The sequence below is a fragment of the Oceanithermus desulfurans genome, assembly GCF_014201675.1.
Taxonomy (GTDB): Bacteria; Deinococcota; Deinococci; order Deinococcales; family Marinithermaceae; genus Oceanithermus; species Oceanithermus desulfurans.
The window spans coordinates 52,063-70,919 of sequence record NZ_JACHEZ010000009.1 but is presented as its reverse complement, the minus strand read 5'-3'; the positions used below and the strand labels follow the sequence as shown (position 1 = coordinate 70,919).

The following is an 18,857-nucleotide window of genomic DNA, read 5'->3' as shown; positions in this document are numbered from 1 at the left end:
GGCCACGACGGGGAGGCTGCGGCCTCCCCTTTTCGTAGACTGGGCGGGTGGACTGGGGGAAGCTGAAACGCTGGCTGGCCGGGTTCGCCATGCGGCCCGACGTGGAGCTGGACGAGGGGGATCCTGACGTGAGCGCGCGCTTTCTGGTGGTGGGGCTGGGCAACCCCGGACCCCGCTACGCCGAGACCCGCCACAACCTGGGGTTTTGGGTGGTCGACCGCCTCGCCCGCGAGGAGCGCCTCGCCTGGAAGCAGCAGGGCCGGGCCTTCACCACCCGCTGGGGGAGCGGCTGGCTGATGAAGCCCACCACCTTCATGAACGCCTCGGGCGAAGCGGTCGCGCCCTTCGTGCGCTACTACAAGATCGACCCCGAGCGCCTGCTGGTGGTGCACGACGACATGGACCTGCCCCTGGGTCGGATGCGGCTGCGCCGCGCCGGCAGCGCCGGGGGGCAGAAGGGGGTGCGCTCGATCATCGAGCAGCTGGGCACCGACCGCTTCGACCGCCTGCGCCTGGGCATCGGCCGGCCGCCGGCCGGCTGGGACGCGGCGGGATGGGTGCTTTCGAAGTTTTCGCCCGAAGAGCGCCGCGTCGCCGACCGGGTGGTGGCCGCGGCCGCCGAGGCGGTGCGGGTTTGGCGCGACGAGGGGCTGGAGGCCGCGCAGCAGCGCTTCAACGGGCTGGACCTGCGGGAGGGGTAGCTGTAACGCCCCAAGAAGTGGTTCGCTAGAGCCGCCGGAGGGGGGTACGGGCGGCGTAGTGCGCAGTACGTGATCGGTGGTGAATGGGTTCTAGGAAGTAGGAAGTGGGAAGCGGGGTGTGGGTGGCGGTGCGCCGCGGACCGACGCCGGACCTCCGGCTCATGCGGCGTCCGTAACCCCTCCCCAGCCCTCCCCCAAGAGGAGGGCGCTTGAGGGGACGGCGGCCGACCGCCGGTGTCTTTTTGCTCGACTTCAAGAAAATCCAGGTCCACCCCGGTTGGCTTGAAGCAGGTCATGGTGTTTCCGCAAGCCACAGGCTACAAGCCACCCACCGCCTTTCCCGATTCCCCGGGCGAGGCCATGCCGGCCGAGACCCGGGGCCCGCGCAGCGGGCGACGTCTACGGCGGGTCTACCCGCAACAGGCTAACCATGGGGTACGAGTTACAAGCCGTACGCCTCTTTGGCCTCCTCCGCCGGGGGAGGTGGCCGCAGGCCGGAGGGGGGTTGTTGGACGGGAGGTGGGGAGCGGGGTGGGGGGGGTGCCGCGTAGTACGTGGTGGGCGGAAGGAGCCAAGTGCGTCATGCGCGTGCATTACGAACCTTCCACGACAGGCTACAAGCCGCTTTCCAAACCCCCACCCCGGCCTTCCCCGAAGGGGGAGGCAGTTTTCTTTGCTGCAAACCGCAAGGCGCAGGCGTTTTGTCGGCTACGAACCACAGCCTACAAGCCACAAGCCACCCATCACTTACCGCGCTTCTCGATTCCCCAGACGCGGCCGGCCGGCCCGGCCGAGATCCGGGGCCCATGCATGAAGAGAAGCCGGGGTGCGGCCGCCGCCGACGTGCCGACGCTGGAACGCGGGGGGGGGGGGGGGGGGAAACCCTCCCTCTGCCGCTGTTTGCCGAAGGCTGGGCTTGGCGCTTCTTCCGGCCGCGATACGAGCCAAGGCCACCGCGTCACCATCACCACGCACCATGAACCTATAGGGCGGACCCGCGGGTCCGTCCCTACGACAAGACGACACGCACCACAAACTACAAGCCACAGGCCACGGATCTCCCTTGTCTCCTTCTTTTGAAAAAGGCTGCCACGGACCGGTTTGGTCATTCCAGCGGGGCGCGCCGCGAGGTTCTCACGCTCTGGAATCCAGACCGGCGTCCTCCCCGGCGTGGATGCCGTAGGCCGCGACGATGACGCCATAGCGCCTTTTCCACGGCTTTTGGCTCGGCCCTGGAACCGGCCCTCGCTTGGGCAACGTCGGGGGTACGGCTCGCGGCGACGGTGTCGTGAACGACGCGATTTGACCGCACGGCTGGGCGGCCCCGTCGCCGTGCGCCTCCGGTGCGGAGTATTCTGACGGTGTGAAGCCGAAACGCATTCTGCTCGTGGCCGGGGGGCGCTCGGGGGAGCACGAGGTCTCGCTGCAGTCGGCCCAGGGGGTGCTCGAGGCCCTGCCCTTCGACGCCGACCCCGCCGTGATCGCCAAGGACGGCCGCTGGCTGCTGGGGCGGCTGGCGCTCGACGCGATCGAGGTCGGCCACGCTCCGAGGGGCGACCACCCCTTCCCGCCGCCCGTCGCCTGGTACGACTACGACGTCGTCTTCCCGCTGCTGCACGGTCGCTGGGGTGAGGACGGCACGATCCAGGGGTTCTTCGAGATGCTGGGGGTGCCCTACGTGGGCGCCGACGTCACCGCCAGCGCCGTCTGCATGGACAAGGACCTCTCGAAGCGGATTCTCGCCCAAGCGGGCCTGCCGGTGGTGCCCTGGGAGGTGCTGCGCATGGGCGAGCCCGTCTTCGTGGGGCTCGAGCCCCCCTTCTTCGTCAAGCCCGCCCGCGCCGGCTCCAGTGTGGGAATCGCCAAGGTGCGGCGCTACGCCGAGCTGCGCCCGGCCCTGGAGGAGGCCTTCCGCCACGACGACAAGGTGGTCATCGAGCAGGCGGTGGCGGGGGTGCGCGAGCTCGAGGTGGCCCTGCTGGGCAACGTCGAGGCGGAGGCCAGCGTGGTGGGCGAGGTGCGCTACGAGGCGGAGTTCTACGACTACGCCACCAAGTACACCGCGGGGGCCGCCGAGCTGGACATCCCCGCCGCCCTCGACCCCGGCACCCAGGAGACGGTGCAGGAGATGGCGCGGCGTGCCTACCGGGTTCTGGGCGTGCGGGGGATGGCGCGGGTCGACTTCTTCCTGGCCGCGTCCGGCGAGGTCTACCTGAACGAGCTCAACACCATCCCCGGGTTCACCCCCTTCTCCATGTACCCCAAGCTGTGGCAGGCCTCGGGCCGCACCTACCCGGAGCTGCTTACCCGCTTGGTAGAATTGGCACTGGAATGAAGCGACATTTCTACCTGGGCCGCCTCTACGACGACGCGGCCGGCGACCTCGGCGAGACACCGTTCACCTACGACCCCGACGACCTGACGACCCACGGCGTCATCCTGGGCATGACGGGTTCGGGCAAAACGGGTCTGGGCATCGGGCTGCTCGAGGAGGCGGCGAGGAAGCGGATTCCCGCGCTGATCCTCGACCCCAAGGGCGACCTGACCAACGAACTGCTGCACTTTCCGCGGCTGGCCCCGGAGGACTTCGAACCCTGGGTCAACCCCGACGAGGCCCGGCGTGCGGGCAAGACGACGGCCGAGCTGGCCGCTGAGAAGGCGGCGCTGTGGCAGAAGGGCCTGGCCGGCTGGGGGCTGGGCCCCGAGCAGATCCGCGAGCTGGACCGCGTCGGCTACGCCGTCTACACCCCCGGCTCCACGGCCGGCCTTCCCGTCTCCATCCTGGCTTCGCTGCGCGCCCCGGCGGGCGACTGGGGCACCCAGGCCGAGGAGCTGCGCGAGCAGGTGGCCAGCACCGCCACGGCCCTGCTGGGCCTGGTCGGCTACGCCGACCTCGACCCGGTCACCAGCCGCGAACACATCCTGGTGGCGCGCATCCTCGAGGCGGCCTGGCGCGCGGGGCGCGACCTCGACCTGGGCGAGCTGATCATGCAGGTTCAGAACCCCCCCTTCGAGAAGCTGGGCGTCTTCGACACCGACACCTTCTTCCCGCCGCGTGAGCGCTTCGGGCTGGCCATGCGCCTCAACAACATCCTGGCCGCGCCCGCCTTCCAGGTCTGGACCGAGGGCCAGCCGCTCGACGTAGGGGCGCTCCTCTACGCCGCAGACGGCACCCCGCGCCACAGCGTCTTTTACATCGCCCACCTTTCCGACGAGGAACGAATGTTCTTCGTCACCCTGCTGCTCACAGCGCTGGAGAGCTGGACCCGCAAGCAGTCGGGCACCACCGCGCTCAGGGCGCTGCTCTACTTCGACGAGATCTACGGCTACCTGCCGCCGGGGGCGAACCCGCCCAGCAAGGGGCCGCTGCTGCGGTTGCTCAAGCAGGCGCGCGCCTTCGGGGTGGGGCTCCTGCTCGCCACCCAGAACCCGGTGGACGTCGACTACAAGGCGCTCACCAACGCCGGCACCTGGTTCATCGGCCGCCTGCAGACCCAGTACGACAAACAGCGTCTCCTCGACGGGCTCGAGGGCGTTTCCGGCGGCCTCGACCGCGAGGCGTTCGACCGCCTCATCTCCAGCCTGGGCAAGCGCGTCTTCCTGGCCAAGAACGTCCACGAGAAGGCACCGGTCCTCTTCGGCACCCGCTGGGTGATGAACTACCTGGCCGGGCCGCTGACCCGCGAGCAGATCCCGGCGCTCAACGCGCTGGCGGGGGCCGGGGCGACCGCTCCTGCGCCGGGAGGCGTGCGTGAGGAGGCCGCCCCCGCCGCCCGCAATCCGGAGGCCGCCGAGCTGCCCGGGTTCGCCACCCGCCCGGCGGTGCCCGCGGGGGTGGAGGAGTACGTGCTGCCGGCCGCCCTCGCCTTCGCCGAGGCGGCGCGCCGGGCCGGCGTGCAGGCGACCGATCCCGACGGGATCCTCTACCGGCCCGAGCTGCTGGCCCAGGCCGAGGTGCGCTTCGCCCGCCGCAAGTACGGGTTGAACACCGTCCTAAAGACCGCGGCGCTGGTGCCGCCCGATGAGCTCGAGGGGCTGGTGCGCTGGGAGGACCACGCCCGCGAGCCCTTCGACGAGGGCGTGCCCGACACCCGCCCCGCCCCGGACGCCCGCTGGGAGGAGCTGCCCGCCGAGCTGGCCGCCGCCCGGGGGCTGGCCAAGCGCGCCCGAGACTTCAAAGACTGGATCTACCAGTCCGCGAGCGTCGAGGTTTGGCACAACCCTCACCTCAAGCTCTACGGCGGCCCTGAGCTGGGCCGGGAGGCGTTCCTGGCCCGCTGCCGTAAGGAGGCCGAGTGGAAGGCGCGCGAGGAGGCGGAGAAGCAGCGCAGTAAGTACGAACGCCGGGTCGCCACCCTCAAGAAGAAGCTCGAGCGCGAGCTGCGCGAACTGGCCGAGGACGAGGCCGAGCTCTCGCGCCGCAAGATGGAGGAGATGGGCGGCTACCTCGACACCGTGATCGGCCTCTTCGGCGGCCGCAAGCGCGCGCTCACCGGGGCGCTCTCCAAGCGGCGGATGACGGCCCGGGCCAAGGAGGACGTGGAGGAGTCGAAGGCCGAGATCGCCGCGCTGGAGAAGGAGATCCAGGACCTCCTGGACGAACTGGAAAACGAGGTCGGCGCGATCGAGGACCGCTGGGAGGAGCTGGCCGCGGACGTCGAGCGGATCCCCGTTACCCCCTACAAGAAGGACATCGCCCTCGAGTACTTCGGTGTCGCCTGGGTGCCCTACTACGTAGCGAAGGGGCGGCTCTTGCGGGCTGTCGGCTAGCTCCGCCCCCTGGTGCCGTCGGAAAAACGTTTTCTCGCTCGAGGTGCCAATTGGGTCGAGCCGGCCGCCTTCGCGCTTCGGGATCCTCAACAAAGACCGCCGGGGAGCGACCGCGCAGAAGGCGGTATGCCACAATCGGCTCCCGGATGGGATCCGTGTATGTTTGTGTAAAATAAGTATATTGTGTATAATACACATGATACACAATGAAACGGATTTTATTCCTCCTTTGTTTTCTGGGCGTAATGGCTCTGGCGGAAGAATACGTACCCTGGCAGCCGCTCGAGTCGGGTTGGTACGCGGGTTCGTTTACGGTGTACGACGACCTGACGGATCCCTACGAGAGGCGATCCGCATACAGGGAGGAACAATCCCTCGATCCGGTCCTGGAACTGGCGCGTGACCCCGCGGCAGCCGCAGAGCATTTTCGCGAGCTGGTCCAGCAGGGCCACAGCCTCCAGGTTCGAACAAAAGAAGGCGCTACCGTACTGCACGAGTTTGCCAAGTACAACCGCAACCCCGACGTCGCCCGTGTCCTGGTTGATTTGGGGGCCGACGTGAACGCAAGGGACAAGAAGGGCTTGACGCCGTTGCATTACGCCGCCATCTGGAGCGAAAACCCCGAAGTCATCAGAACGCTGGTGGCCCTGGGGGCCCGGATCGACGCGCGGGATAACTATGGCGAAACGCCTCTGCACAGCGCCGTAACGTACAACCCCTTCACGCCGGTTTCCATGGCGTTGCTCGAACTGGGGGCCGATCCACGGGCCGAAGACCATCTTGGGTACTCTGTTCTGTCACGCGCCGTCCGGAACTCCAGTAACCCCTTGATCGTAGCCGAGTTGATTCGGCGTGTGGGTTGTGAGGGTCAGGCGTGCCTGCGTATCGCTTCCATGTCCAACAACCTCTTCACGCTCGACCTGCTGCTGCGCCGGTCATTGGGTTCGCTTCCCGGACCCCGTCTGATGCGGGAGGTTGGCGGCGACCCCTTTGTTTTGTTCCGAGACGAAGACCAAACCCCACTCGACGGTTTGCTGCGCACGCTTTGTCGCTATGGGGTCAACCTGCAGGCGAAGGACAAATCCGGCCTTACGCCTTCGCAAACCATACAAACTATAAGCCACCGTATTGTCGGCGGATTCGATCGCACGGCTTACCGCCTGATTACAAACCCAATAAGTTGTAATGAAAGCAAACATCCCCAAGCCGACCTAGCCACCGGAGTGAAGGTGCTCGATCCCGCGCTGGTGCTCGATGGGCTCCAGCACGGCGCCCGCCCCAAAGGGTTGCCTAAGTTGTTCCAGCCCTTTACCGAGGATTATTTCAATTACACCCCCGATACGTACGACGGGCTCGCGATCCTGTGGTTGCTGGTCGAGTACGGAGCGGACATTGACGAACGCGATGCTGGCGGCTACACCGCCTTGCACGTGCTGGCGAGCGCCGTCCAGCAGGGTGTGGGACACGCGGACGCGACCCTGGATAGCGCCAAGCTCCTTTTACTTGAGGTGCTGGGTTTGGGCGCCGACGTGAACGCACGCGGAGGGCGCGGTTATACGCCCCTGCAGCTGGCCATGTGCAACCGCCACTGGCCCGAGTTCGCCACCCGGGTCCTGCTGGCACACGGGGCCGACCCCAACCTCTACAACGAGCTGGGCCGGAACGCCTTGCACTACTGGGCACTTAATAACCCGCAACCGCTGAAAAAGTTGGTGGCCTACGGCTTGAACGTGAAGGCCGCCGTCAACCACGCCGACGCGTGGGGCGATACGCCGCTGCTCCTGATGCTGCGGTACGGTCAGCCGTCTCTTCTTCTCGACGAGCTGCTGGCCTACGGGCCCGACCCGCAGGTGGTAGACAAGGACGGCTACGGGGCGATCCTGATGTGGGCGGCCGGCAACTCCGGAGAGGACGTCCTGGAGCGTCTGGCTGGATTGGGGGTGCGGGCCGTTCGCACCGACCGCTACGGCGCCAACGCACTCCACTACTACCTGCGGTCCGTGTCTTCGTCCGAGTTGGCCAACCACGCTCCTATGAGCTATGACGACACGGCGCCTTGGCTGCCGGTGTGCGGGTGGGCTCCGGAGCGCAGCGACATTTCGGCGGGGGTTCTCGAGCGCCTGGTCGAACTCGGGGCCGACCCGACCCAGCGCGACGAGCGCGGGCGGTTGCCGATCCACTACCTGGCGATCGCAGCGAGGCATTCACTCAAAGATTTCGACTTTGCCCGTGCGGTAACGGTGCTGGCCTCCGACAAGTCCCTGATCAACGCCACCGACCTGGAAGGCTTTACACCGCTGCATCTGGCTCTCTATTCAAGGACGAAAGCGTTGTACACCGAACTCTTGCGGTTGGGTGCGGACCCCCGGATCAAGGACGGATTCGGGCGTGACGCGCTACACCTCGCGATGGACATCCGGCTCAGGCCGGAGCAAAAAATCCAGCTGATCGAGCTACTCGAAAGCTACGGAGCCGACATTCGCGCCAGGGACGGCTCGGGGCGCAGTCTGCTGCACCACGCCCTTTCCAGCGAGGTGGCTGACTTCCTGCTGGGCCGGGGTCTCGACGTGGACGGCCGCGACTATCTGTGGCGCACGCCGCTGCATTATCAAAACTCCTTTGTTCCATCCAGCTACACAGCCGCGTACCAGCTCATTGAACGGGGTGCCGACGTGAACGCACGCGACGTTTGGGGGCGTGTGCCGCTCCATTACGCGAAAAATGCGCCCCTTGTCAACCTACTGGTCGTTCACGGCGCTAACGCGAACGCCCGCGACAACGAAGGCTTGACCCCGCTCTTCCTGGCCAACTGGCAGGCAGCCGCCGCTTTGCTGAAGATGGGGGCAAGCGCCAGCGTGCGTGCCAATGATGGACGCACACCACTGCACCGGGCGGATCTGGACGAAACCACCGCGAAGCTCCTGCTCGCGGCCGGGGCCGACGTGAACGCCCGCGACGAGCGGCGACGTACGCCTCTGCATATCGTGAACCGCGAAGCGGTGGCGGCCCTCCTCATGCGGGCGGGAGCGAAGGCCAATGCGGCAGACGCTGACGGCCGTACCCCCGTGCACCTGCACCCCATGAACGCGAGCACCTACCTGGCGTACTGGGCCGATCCCAACGCTCGTGATAGGATCGGTGACACCCCCTTGCATGCCTTACTGAAAATGCCCGGGTCGTGCCGCATGAAATACGATTCAGCGGCTGCCCTACTCGCCGCCGGGGCCAATCCCCAGGTCAGGAACAACCAGGGGATTACCCCGCTCGATCTTCTGAAAAAGCCCGCGAACGCCTGCCTCGCGAGCATCTTTGAGTTTTACGGTTCCGGAGACGCCGGTGCGGCCTCATCCGCTCAGGGCGCCCAGTAGTTGTTGCTCAAAAGGAGCAGGTTGAGCAGGGTCACCGAGTCTTCGTAGTAGTCCTCGTGGCGGTCGTGGACCGCCTCGTAGAGCGCGTCGAGCCAGGCCTGCTGGTCGGGCTGGGTCATGGCCGCGGCGGCCAGCGGAGCGGCGAAGAAGACGGTGAAGTAGGCCTGGCCCTCCGTCGGGGTGCCGTCGAGGTGGTAGCCGGCATTGAGCCGGTACGGGTCGCCGCCGGTGGCGCGTTCGGCCCAGTGGCTCAGCTTGTCCATGCGTTCGCGCCAGAACGCGTCGTCGTAGAGCAGCACCGCGGTGCTCGCCCGCCAGGGGTAGCGTCCGGCGTTGTAGTCGTAGTCGCCGTCGTGGGGGCCCTCCAGGAAGCCGGGCTCCACCGGCTTGAGCGGAAAGCCCATGTCGTGGACGGGGCGGGCGAAGTCGGGCATCAGCCCGGTGCCGGGACTGTAGCCTTCCTCGAGGCCGCTCACCGCGCGCTCGACGGCCGCTTCCACCTCGTCCCAGAGGGGGTCGTCCGTGGAGGTGCGGAAGGAGCGGAAGTGGGCGGGCATGAAGTCGGAAATTCTGGGCGAGAACTCGGTGTACTTCAGGCCTTCTTCGAAGCGGCCCCCGGGGTCCACCCAGTCGCCCAGCATGGGAAGCCGCGAGGCCGGCCCGACGACGCTTTCGGCGAGGGCGCGAATGCGTTCACGCGCGGCGGCGGCGTAGTCGATCGCGCCACCCGAGCCCCACTGGCGGTCCGCCAGCAGCAGCGCGTAGGCGATGTCGGCGTCGCCGTCGAAGGCCGAGTCGTTGCCGTTTCCGTCGGGGGGCTGGATCCAGCCCATCAGACGGGGGTCGACGTCGGAGGGGTGGGCCTGCACGTAACGGAAGAGGCCGTCGAAGAGCGCGCGAGCCTCGGGGTCGGCACCGGCCAGGTAGGCGACGATCATCATCCCGTAGCCCATACCCTCGCTAACCGTTTCGTCCGGCTTTTTCAGCGAGTGGATAATGCGGTAGAGCGGCTGGCCGACGGCGTCCTGCCCGGCGGCTTTCAGGTAGCGGCGCTTCCACTCGGAGTAGTAGGCGCGCGCGTGCGCGTCCAGGTCCTCTTGGGTGTAGCGGCTGGGGCGGGTCTGCTGACCCGGGTAGGTGACGTGCTGGGGAAAGGGGTGCGCGGTACCGGATGGGGCCCCGCGGCCGCAGCCGGCGAGGCCCAGGGCGGCGAGGACGAGCAGCCAGCGGAAGACGCGCACACGTCAGTTTACCCCGTGCAGTGCGTAACGGATCGGACATGGTATAAAGCCGGTATGGTCAAGGTTGGGATGATCGCACGTGGGGTAGGGCTGGCGTGCCTGTTCGCATTGGCGACGCTGGTCTGGGCGCAGCCCGGCGGCGCTCAGGGGGCGCGCTTCGACCAAGCCTACTGGCAAAGCGCGGACTACCCGCGCGTCGCCCGCGACTTCGACACCCCCGCCAAGGTGCAGATGCGCTTTCCGGGCGGCAACACCGTCCTTCACTATGCCGCGGCCTTTTCTCGCGACCCGCGGGTGATCCGCTACCTGGTGCAGCGGGGTGCCGATCCGAACCGGGCCAACGCTACGGGCCAGACCCCTCTGATGTGGGCCGCGGCCCATAACGTTACCCCGGCGGTGGTGCAGGCCCTGATCGAGTCGGGTGCCCGGCTGGGCCTCGCCGACGACCACGGGCGCACCGCGCTGCACTACGCTGCGGCGCTCTCGCACACGCCGGCCGTGCTGCAGGTGCTGGCCTACTTCGGGGCCGACGTCGGCGCCCGCGACCAAAACGGATGGACCCCGTTGCACGCGGCGGCGGCGAGCAACGCCGACGTTGCCGTCTTTCGGAGGTTGCTGCGCCTGGGGGCGCGGATCGAGGAACCCGACGCTACGGGCCTGCCGCCGCTGGCCACCGCGATCCTCGCCGGCAACGCCGCCGGGGTCAAGGTGCTCCTGAAGCTGGGCGCGGACCCGATGCTGGGTGACCGGTTGGAGCGCTCGGCGCTGTACCTGGCCGCCCAGGCCACCCGCGAGCCCGAGGTGATCCGGGTGCTGGTGCGTTGGGGGCTGGACGTGAACCGGCGGACGGCCACCGGCGACCGGCCGCTGCTCATCGCCGCGCGCGACAACCAGGAGCCCGCGGTGATCGAAGCGCTGATCGACGCGGGGGCCCGCGTCAACGCGGCCGATCCCCTGTGGAGGACGCCGCTGATCTACGCCGCCTGGAAGAACCCCAACCCCGAGGTGGTGCTCACCATGCTGCGCAGGGGGGCCGACCCACGGCACCGGGACGCCGCGGGGATGACCGCCCTCGACTACCTCCTGGCGAACAACGCTGCGCTGCAGGGGAGCGAGGCGGAGCGGGCGCTGCGGCGGTTCGGCGGGCGCTGAAGTTGCGCAAGTGCGGAAGGAGCGCAAGCGCGGCCCCCCCCCGCCGCGGAGGTCGGTGCCGGGTTCAGGCTTCGGCGGCCTCGCCGCCCGTGGGCGGCTCGCTGTGCAGGATTTCGCGGACCCGGTCCCCGGGGATCGTCTCCTTGGCCAGCAGTTCCTCGGCGATCTTGTGCATCGCCTGGTCGTGCTCCTCCAGAATCTTGCGGGTGCGTGCGTAGGCCCCGTCGAGGATCTTGCGCACGTCCTCGTCCACCAGCTCGGCGGTGCGCTCGGAGAAGTCCTTGCGCCGGGCAATCTCCTCGCCCAGGAAGACCGGGCCCATGCCCGCGTCCCAGGCGATGTGCTTGAAGTGGTCGCCCATCCCCCATTCGAGCACCATCCGCTTGGCCGTCTCGGTGGCCCGCTTGAAGTCGTCGGCGGCCCCGGTGGTGATCGTTCCGGTGAACAGCTCCTCGGCGGCGCGGCCGCCCATGAGGACGGAGAGCTCGTCCATCAGGTGTTCGTAGGAGACGAGGACGCGCTCTTCCGGCTGGTGCCAGGTCACGCCCAGCGCCATGCCGCGCGGCACGATCGAGACCTTCTGGGTCTTGTCGGCGTTGGGCAGCACCTCGCTGACCACCGCGTGGCCGGCCTCGTGGTAGGCGATGGCGCGTTTCTCCTTGTCCGAGAGCTTGAGTGAGCCGCGCTCGAGCCCCAGCACGATCTTGTCGAGCGCGGTCAGGAAGTGCTGCTTGTGGATGCGCGGGCTGTCCTCGCGCGCCGCCTGAAGCGCCGCTTCGTTGACCAGGTTCTTCAGGTCGGCGCCGCTGAAGCCCGGCGTCATCTGCGCCAGCTCGTCGACGTCCACGTCGTCGGCGATGGGTTTCCCGCGCATGTGAACGAGCAGGATCGCCTTGCGCTCTTCCAGGCTGGGCAGGCCGACCATGACCTTGCGGTCGAAGCGACCGGGACGCAGCAGCGCCGGGTCGAGGATGTCGGGGCGGTTGGTCGCGGCCATGACGATGACCGAGGTGTCCTTCTCGAAGCCGTCCATCTCGGCCAGGATCTGGTTCAGCGTCTGCTCGCGCTCGTCGTGCCCGCCGCCGATGCCGGCGCCGCGCTTGCGGCCGATCGAGTCGATCTCGTCGATGAAGATGATCGCCGGCGCGTTCTTGCGGGCCTCCTCGAAAAGGGTGCGCACGCGGCTGGCGCCGACACCTACGAACATCTCCATGAACTCGCTGGCGCTCACCGAGAAGAAGGGCACCCCCGCCTCGCCGGCGACGGCGCGCGCGAGCAGCGTCTTGCCGGTGCCCGGCGGCCCCACGAGCAGCACCCCTTTGGGGATCTCGGCGCCGATGGCCAGGTACTTCTGCGGGTGTTTGAGGAAGTCCACCACCTCCACGAGCTCGCGCTTGGCCTCCTCGTGGCCCGCCACGTCCTTGAAGGTGGTGCTGACCTGCTGCTCCTTGCCGTACATGCGCGCCCGCGACTGGCCGAACTGCATGACCCCGCCCCCGCCGCCTGCGGCGGGTCCGCGCATGAAGAAGAACCAGAAGAACCCCACGAGCAGCAGCACCGGCAGGAAGTTGGCGAGGATGAGCAGCCAGGGCGAGGTGGTCTTGAAGCTGAACTCGACGCCGTGCTTCTTGAGCAGCGCCGGCAGCTCCAGGTCGGGCACCTGGGGGATCGGGGGCGTGGTGACGAAACGCTTGGTGGTGATGACCTTGTCCTTGCTGGTCACCCGCTCCGGGCTTTTGAAATCGCCGGTGATGCGGTCTTCGGCGATGAGCACCTTCTGGACCTTGTTCTCGGTGACGAAGCGGACGAAGGTGTCGTAGCTGATGGGCGGTGCGGCGCCGGCGTTGCCCATCAGCGAGTAGAGCCAGAGCCCAAAAATAAGGAAAAGGACGATCGTCCAGGGGTTGATCCGGTTTGGCAAAGCGACCTCCGCTTCCGGGCGGCGCGCGCCCTGAGCCCTAACAGTTTATACGAACGGCGGCTGAGAGGGTCTTGAGGCGGGCGTGCTATGCTTTGGGCGTGACGCCCCGTATCGAGGAATGGTTACACCAGGGCGAGTACGACCGCGCCTACGACGCCCTCGTCGCGGCGGCCGAGCGCCGTTTCACCACCGCGGCGCGCGCGGCCGAGGCCCTCGTGGACCTGGCCGAGTTCTACAGCCTCTACGGCGAGGCCGAGGCCGAGGCCTGGCGGGCGGCCCTCGACGAGGCGGAGGCGCGCTGGTCCGCGGCCGCGCGCAACGAGCGCTACGCCGCGCTGCGCTTCGAGCTGGAGGCGCTGACCGGCCAGGCGGTGGAGCCGCCAGAGGTGGAGCAACCGCGTGCGGCCTACCACGTCGCCCAGGGCCTGGCCTACCTGGGACGCATGGAGGCGGCGCTGGCGGCCCTGCCCGATCCTGAGGCGCTGCCCCCCTTTTTGGAGGCGCGGGCCTGGGCGCTTTCCGGCCGGGTCCACGAGTCGCTGGGGCGGCTCGACGACGCGGCCCGGGCCCACGAGCGGGCGGCCGCGCGTTCGTACGGCAAGGAGCGGCTATGGAGCCTGCTCGACGCCGCGGCGCTTTGGCTGGAAACCGAGGCTGCGGAGCGCGCGCAGGCGCTGTTGGCCGAGGCGGAGCCCCTGCTCGGCGAGGGGGAGCTTTCCGACCGCGCGACCTACCGCTACCTGCGGGCGCGGGTCGAGCTCCTGCTGGGGAACCCCGAGCGCGCCGCCGAGGAGATCGTGCAGGCCGAAGGGCTGGAGGCGGCGGGGGCCGGGCTATCGCACGGCACCGCGATGGTGCGGGCCCAGGTGCACCAGCAGAGCGGCCGCCTCGAGGCCGCGCGCGCGGCCTACCAGGACGCCGAGAAGCGCGCCGCGGCCGGCGACCTGCCCTTCGTCTGGCACGAGTGGGGGCTGTTCGAGCTCGACCACGGCGACCTAATCCGCGCCGAGGCCTTGCTGCGCAAGGTCGCGAGCGACGAGGCCTACCCCCATCGGGCGCACGCCCTCGCCGACCTGGCCGAGGCCTACTACCGGCTGGGCGACGGCGCCGCCGCCGACGAGGCGGCGCGCCGGGCGCTCGAGCTGGGTACGGTGCCGGCGGCCCACCTGATCCTGGGCAACCGCGCCTACGACGTGGGGGCCTGGGACGAGGCGCTGGCGCACTACCGCGCCGCCGCGGCGGCGGCGCGCGAGGGCGACCGCGACTGGGTGACGGCCACCGAGATGATCGTGGACGTGCTGGCGCAGTCGGGCTATCCCAACCCCGCCGAGGTGGCCGAGCTGGCCGAGCGGCTGCTGCCCTACCTGCCCCCGAGCGACGAGTGGCGCGAGACGCTGCGCGGCTACGCCGACCGCGCCCGCGAACTGGCGCTCAAGGGGCGGCTGCTCAACTGAACCGCGGCGGGGGCTTCGTTGACAAGGGTTTTGCCCCCGGCTAAACTAAGGGACGCTGCGGGGCGTAGCGCAGCCAGGAAGCGCACCTGAATGGGGTTCAGGTGGTCGGAGGTTCAAATCCTCTCGCCCCGACCAGTACGAACAGGCCTGCAAGGGCCTGTTCGCTTTTTCTTGAAGCGAGGGTCGTTCCATTTTAGATTGTTACCTAACGATGCGTTGGCTTATACCCACCCTTTTACTATCCTTCACCCTCCTCCTCACCGCCTGCCCCGGGCCCCAACCGCCCGGCGGCGGCGGTGGGGCCCCCGTCCCCGACGTCAACTTCTCGGTCCACCCCCTCTTCATGATCGACCGCCCCTTTGCGGTGCGCCCCGGCGGCTGGACCGAGGTCTGGCTCTCCATCGTCCCCGAGCCGCGACGGGACGTATCCGGGGACCTCGACTGGAGCGGTTTCTTTTCGGCCGTGTATGACCAAAGGGTCCGCGTAACCCTCGACGACCCTCCGCCCTGGATCACCGGCTGGTCGGCTGAAGGCGTCGTCTACCTCACCGACTACAGCGGCCTGCCGATGTGGCTCGACGCCTGGACCTACGCCGTCCGCCTCGAGCTGGCCCCGGACGCGCCCGCCGGCGACTACCGGCTGCGCTTCACCGTGCACGCCCCCACCCCCAGGACCGGCGAGGTCACCCTGCGTGTCGTCGACGTGAGCGGCGCCACCTGCGGCGTACCCGGCCCCGGCCTCCCCGACGACCCCGGGTACTGGCGTTACGCCCCGGTGCCCGACACCTACTTCCAGTACGACCTGGGGGGCTTCATCAAGTCGGGCACGCTCCCCCCGGTGGGCCCCGACCGCCCGCTCGTCTGGGCCTGGGGCCTCGAAGAGGCCTGGGTGCGGCTTCCGGACGGCTGCGACCCCGTCTACGTCGTCGCCCCCGACACCGGCGGCCCCGACGCCCGCATCTTCTGGAGCCGTGACTTCGACGTCACCACCCCCTACCCCCAGGTGGAGACGATGCCCTACGCCCTGCGCCCCGACGTCACCGGCGCCTTCGCCCCCATGGACTGGTGGCTCAGCCTGGGTTTCAGCCTCGACCTCGACAACATGGCCGCGCCCGGCTACCCGCCCAACTTCCTGAACGTCTCGCAGCAGGGGCAGGCGATCTGCTCCTCGGGTAGCGACGCCATCGACGCCTACAGCGACAAGTGCCACGGCAACATCGTGGCCATGGCCACCGGGGGCACCTGGAACGACGGCTACGGCATCGCCGGCCTCTTCAAGAACGCGGTCAAGTGGATTCCAATGCGGGCGGGGCCGGAGGACAGCGCGTTCTACGGCGCGCTCCTGAACAGTACGGCCACGGACTACGCCCTCACGGGAACGCTCAGCTTGGGCAGCGACACCTTCACCTGGCCCGGCCGCACCCCCATCGTCGTGGCCGCGGGTGGCGGGCCGCCCGTCCTGGGAGACTGCAACGCCCTCGCCGACGCCCGCGCCCGCGGCCAGGTCGCCGTACTGGCGGGTGGCAACAACCTCCCTTACCTCGGGCCCCCGCCGCCTGCCCCGACGCCATCTCCGCCGGCTCCGCGATCTTCTCGATGATCCCGGCGGAGGGCGACGACGGCTCGACCGACTGGAGCGGGCCCATCTGGGCGCGGTCCTGGGTCTCCGCCTACGGCGACAACCCCAACACCGACTGGCTGGTCGAGCGCCAGGACTTCGTCGTGCCCGGGCAGTTCCACGTCCCCGCGGGCTTCCTCGCCGACCTCTACGGCTTCGAGCCGGTCCCCTGGACCTCGCAGGCCAGCCACCGCCTCGCCGGCCTGATCGGGCTCTACCTCTACTCCAACGAGGTCTGGCACGGCGACCCCTACCGCGGCCTGTGGGGCACCCCTGACCTCTACACCATGGTCTACGACTGCCTCAAGGCCGCGTCGTCGAACTACGACCCCGCCGCCCCCGGCGAGGGCTGGAACGAGGAGACCGGCTGGGGCGTGCCCGACCCCGCCAAGATCGTGGACCCGGACTTTGCGGCTTGCCACGGACGGTGAAGTTGCCCGGTGAGCGCAGCGCCGAGCAACCCGAAATTATTACATAAAATAAGTTAGGTAACCCATCGGGTACGATTCGGGTATGGCCAAGATCCTGGTGCTCGTCAACAGCGGACCGACGGAAAAGCTCAAGGTGCGTTCGGGCCTGACCTTCGCCCGGGTGGCCCACGACCAAGGGGCCGAGGTGCGGGTCGTGTTTCTTGCCGACGGAGTGCGGGTCCCGCTCGCGCAGGACCCTGATTTCGACGAAGCCCTGACCGTACTGTCGGAGCGCGGGATCGTTCCCCTCGTCTGCCGGCGGATCCTGGAGACCAGCGGCGCTCCGCTCGAGCTGCCGGGGTTCGAGGTGACCTACGTCGGCGCCGACCTGGTGCGCGCGGTGGACGAGGGCTTCCAAATCCTCAGCTTCTGAAGGGGCCTAACCCCTAGCCAGACAGACAATCAGCCGTACCAGGCGCTCTGCGCCTCCCACATCTCGGCGTAGACACCCCTTCGCTCCAGCAGCTCCTGATGGGTCCCCGATTCCACCACGCGCCCCTGGTCGAGGACCACGATCCGATCGGCGTGCCGCACCGACGCCAACCGGTGGCTGACCATGATCGCGGTGCGCCCCTGGGCGATCTTCGCGAACTGTTCGTAGAGCCGCACTTCGGCCAGGGGGTCCAGGGCGGCGGTGGGCTCGTCCAGCACGACCAGCGGTGCTTCGAACCGGAAAAAGCCGCGCGCGAGCGCCACCTTCTGCCACTCGCCCCCGGAAAGCTCCGTGCCGCCAAACTCCTTGGTGAGCTGCGTACGCAGACCCTGCGGGAGCTTTTCGAGCAGATCCTCGGCCTGCGCCTGCCGCAACGCCTGAAGGATGCCCGGCTCGTCCTCGAGCCGCTCGTGGTCGGCGATGGACACGTTCTTCCCGAGCTCCAGCGCGTACTTTCCGTAGTCCTGAAACACCGCCGCGATGTGACGCCGCCAGGACACCACCTCGATCTCGCTCAGGTCGGTACCGTTGACGGTTATGCGCCCCTCGCTAGGTTCGTAGAAGCGCAGAAGCAGCTTGACCAACGTGGTTTTGCCGGCTCCGTTTTCGCCAACCAGGCCAACGAGTTCGCCGGGCCGGATGTGCAGGTCGATGCCGTCGAGAGCGCGCCGGCCGTCCGGATAGCTAAAGCCCACCGACTCGAAGGAAAGCTCGGGCGGACCCGCGAGCTTGAGGACGCGGCCCTTCCCCGCTACGGTGCGCGGCGCTTCTTCGAGGAAGGCGCGCACCTCATCGAAATAGAGCAAGGACTCGTAGAGCATGCTCGCATCGGAGACCAGCAGGGTAAGGTTTTGCTGCATGTACCCGAGGGTGGCCAGGAACATCGCCATGTCCCCGGCGCTTAGCCGTCGCTGGAAGAGGCCCCACAGCGCCACCGCAACCCCGAGCAGGCTCACGGCGACGAAGGCCATGTTCCCCACGAGCTGCTTGCTCCGCTGGCGCCGCATGGCCGAGTGGAGCCGGTTGAACCGTTCCAGGTAGAACTCGATCCAGAAGTTGCCGCTCCTGAAGAGGCGGTGCTCCTTTGCGTACTGGGGGTCGAGCAGCAGGTTCGAAGCGTAGTCCATGCGCCGTGCTTCCGGGTTGGTGGCACTCAAGGTCTCCCATACCGCGCGTTGCAGTTTGAACGAGACCCAGGCGTGCGGTGTCACCGCAAGGAGGAGTAGCAAAGGCAACCACCAGGCAAGGCTCCCGGTTACGATCAGCAACGGGATCAGGGTGAGCCCTTCCCGCAGCGCCGCGGTCAGGAAGATGATCAGGTTGGTGGGCTGGTAGGAGGCTTGTTCCCGCAAAAGGTTGAGCCGGTCGTAGAAGGCTTCGTCCTCGAAGGGGAGCAGGTCCTCGAAGCGGTTCACCTTCGACATCAACCGCGTGTTCAGGGAGGCGGTCAGGCGCTCGTTCAGGTTGCCCTGCACCATGGCCGAAACCGGACCCATGACCTGATCGATCAGCAGCACCAGCAGCCAGAACGCCCCCCAGTAAATCCAGCTGTCGGGGCTGGAAGCGACGACCGCGTTCACCAGTCCCTTTACGGCCCAGACGCTGAGTCCGGGCACGAGGGCTTGAACGAGCACCACGGCGAACAAGGCCATGGCCAGCCCGGGGGCGGACCGGTAGACGAGTTTGAGGGCGTAGAGGACCTTGCAAACGGAGTCGCGCATAGTACGAA

At 68.2% G+C, this 18,857-nt stretch carries 12 protein-coding genes and 1 tRNA gene; 10 read left to right on the top strand and 3 right to left on the bottom strand.

The features are described from left to right. The first annotated feature begins 89 nt into the window (after positions 1–89). The 4 genes from pth (at position 90) to HNQ05_RS10745 (ending at position 8,839) form a co-directional block, all read left to right on the top strand. The gene (gene pth, locus HNQ05_RS10760; protein ID WP_147148586.1) at positions 90–701 is read left to right on the top strand and encodes an aminoacyl-tRNA hydrolase; all 612 of its coding nucleotides are present in this window, start codon (positions 90–92) and stop codon (positions 699–701) included. Between the two features lie 1,363 nt (positions 702–2,064). Further along, positions 2,065–3,036, top strand: a complete 972-nt coding sequence (locus HNQ05_RS10755; protein WP_147147920.1) for a D-alanine--D-alanine ligase family protein — start codon at positions 2,065–2,067, stop codon at positions 3,034–3,036. Beyond that, positions 3,033–5,471, top strand: coding sequence for a helicase HerA domain-containing protein (locus tag HNQ05_RS10750; protein WP_147147922.1), 2,439 nt, complete (start codon positions 3,033–3,035; stop codon positions 5,469–5,471). The genes HNQ05_RS10755 and HNQ05_RS10750 overlap by 4 nt, the downstream gene beginning before the upstream one ends. A 206-nt stretch (positions 5,472–5,677) precedes the next feature. Then, complete coding sequence (locus tag HNQ05_RS10745; protein WP_147147923.1) at positions 5,678–8,839, top strand: ankyrin repeat domain-containing protein; 3,162 nt, start codon at positions 5,678–5,680, stop codon at positions 8,837–8,839. Here the strand turns inward: HNQ05_RS10745 and HNQ05_RS10740 are convergent. Next, positions 8,824–10,080: a glycosyl hydrolase family 8 gene (locus HNQ05_RS10740; protein ID WP_147147925.1), complete on the bottom strand. Its 1,257-nt coding sequence runs from the start codon at positions 10,078–10,080 to the stop codon at positions 8,824–8,826. The genes HNQ05_RS10745 and HNQ05_RS10740 overlap by 16 nt on opposite strands. 54 nt (positions 10,081–10,134) lie before the next feature. On the opposite strand from HNQ05_RS10740, the gene HNQ05_RS10735 reads away from it, so the two are divergent. After that, positions 10,135–11,232 carry an ankyrin repeat domain-containing protein gene (locus tag HNQ05_RS10735; RefSeq protein ID WP_147147927.1) on the top strand — a complete coding sequence of 366 codons (1,098 nt, stop codon included), beginning with the start codon at positions 10,135–10,137 and terminating at the stop codon, positions 11,230–11,232. 64 nt (positions 11,233–11,296) lie between these two features. Here the strand turns inward: HNQ05_RS10735 and ftsH are convergent, their stop codons facing one another. After that, positions 11,297–13,153: an ATP-dependent zinc metalloprotease FtsH gene (gene ftsH / locus HNQ05_RS10730; protein ID WP_147147929.1), complete on the bottom strand. Its 1,857-nt coding sequence runs from the start codon at positions 13,151–13,153 to the stop codon at positions 11,297–11,299. A 98-nt stretch (positions 13,154–13,251) separates the two neighbouring features. Between ftsH and HNQ05_RS10725 the strand changes: the two genes are divergently transcribed. The 5 genes from HNQ05_RS10725 to HNQ05_RS10705 all read left to right on the top strand — a co-directional run bounded on the left by HNQ05_RS10725 (position 13,252) and on the right by HNQ05_RS10705 (position 17,068). Then, positions 13,252–14,607, top strand: coding sequence for a Tfp pilus assembly protein PilF (locus HNQ05_RS10725; protein WP_147147931.1), 1,356 nt, complete (start codon positions 13,252–13,254; stop codon positions 14,605–14,607). Between the two features lie 58 nt (positions 14,608–14,665). Next, positions 14,666–14,742 (top strand) — tRNA-Pro (locus tag HNQ05_RS10720). 76 nt (positions 14,743–14,818) lie between these two features. Next, the gene (locus HNQ05_RS10715) at positions 14,819–16,207 is read left to right on the top strand and encodes a hypothetical protein (RefSeq protein ID WP_147147933.1); all 1,389 of its coding nucleotides are present in this window, start codon (positions 14,819–14,821) and stop codon (positions 16,205–16,207) included. Next, on the top strand, positions 16,204–16,656 hold the full coding sequence (locus HNQ05_RS10710; RefSeq protein WP_147147935.1) for a type 2 periplasmic-binding domain-containing protein: 453 nt from the start codon (positions 16,204–16,206) through the stop codon (positions 16,654–16,656). The genes HNQ05_RS10715 and HNQ05_RS10710 overlap by 4 nt, the downstream gene beginning before the upstream one ends. An 82-nt stretch (positions 16,657–16,738) precedes the next feature. Next, positions 16,739–17,068, top strand: coding sequence for a DsrE family protein (locus tag HNQ05_RS10705; protein ID WP_147147937.1), 330 nt, complete (start codon positions 16,739–16,741; stop codon positions 17,066–17,068). A gap of 29 nt (positions 17,069–17,097) precedes the next feature. Here HNQ05_RS10705 and HNQ05_RS10700 read toward each other — a convergent pair whose 3' ends face one another. Next, positions 17,098–18,849 (bottom strand): ABC transporter ATP-binding protein, encoded by a 1,752-nt coding sequence (locus tag HNQ05_RS10700; RefSeq protein WP_183677811.1) that lies wholly within the window; start codon positions 18,847–18,849, stop codon positions 17,098–17,100. Positions 18,850–18,857 lie beyond the last annotated feature (8 nt).

What these genes read in the sequence shown, in the direction of transcription:
- HNQ05_RS10750 (WP_147147922.1), top strand. Translation starts at nt 3,033, where the DNA reads ATGAAGCGACATTTCTACCTGGGCCGCCTCTACGACGACGCGGCCGGC.
- HNQ05_RS10705 (WP_147147937.1), top strand. Translation starts at nt 16,739, where the DNA reads ATGGCCAAGATCCTGGTGCTCGTCAACAGCGGACCGACGGAAAAGCTC.
- pth (WP_147148586.1), top strand. Translation starts at nt 90, where the DNA reads ATGCGGCCCGACGTGGAGCTGGACGAGGGGGATCCTGACGTGAGCGCG.
- HNQ05_RS10710 (WP_147147935.1), top strand. Translation starts at nt 16,204, where the DNA reads ATGATCCCGGCGGAGGGCGACGACGGCTCGACCGACTGGAGCGGGCCC.
- HNQ05_RS10715 (WP_147147933.1), top strand. Translation starts at nt 14,819, where the DNA reads ATGCGTTGGCTTATACCCACCCTTTTACTATCCTTCACCCTCCTCCTC.
- HNQ05_RS10745 (WP_147147923.1), top strand. Translation starts at nt 5,678, where the DNA reads ATGAAACGGATTTTATTCCTCCTTTGTTTTCTGGGCGTAATGGCTCTG.
- HNQ05_RS10700 (WP_183677811.1), bottom strand. Translation starts at nt 18,849, where the DNA reads ATGCGCGACTCCGTTTGCAAGGTCCTCTACGCCCTCAAACTCGTCTAC.
- HNQ05_RS10735 (WP_147147927.1), top strand. Translation starts at nt 10,135, where the DNA reads ATGGTCAAGGTTGGGATGATCGCACGTGGGGTAGGGCTGGCGTGCCTG.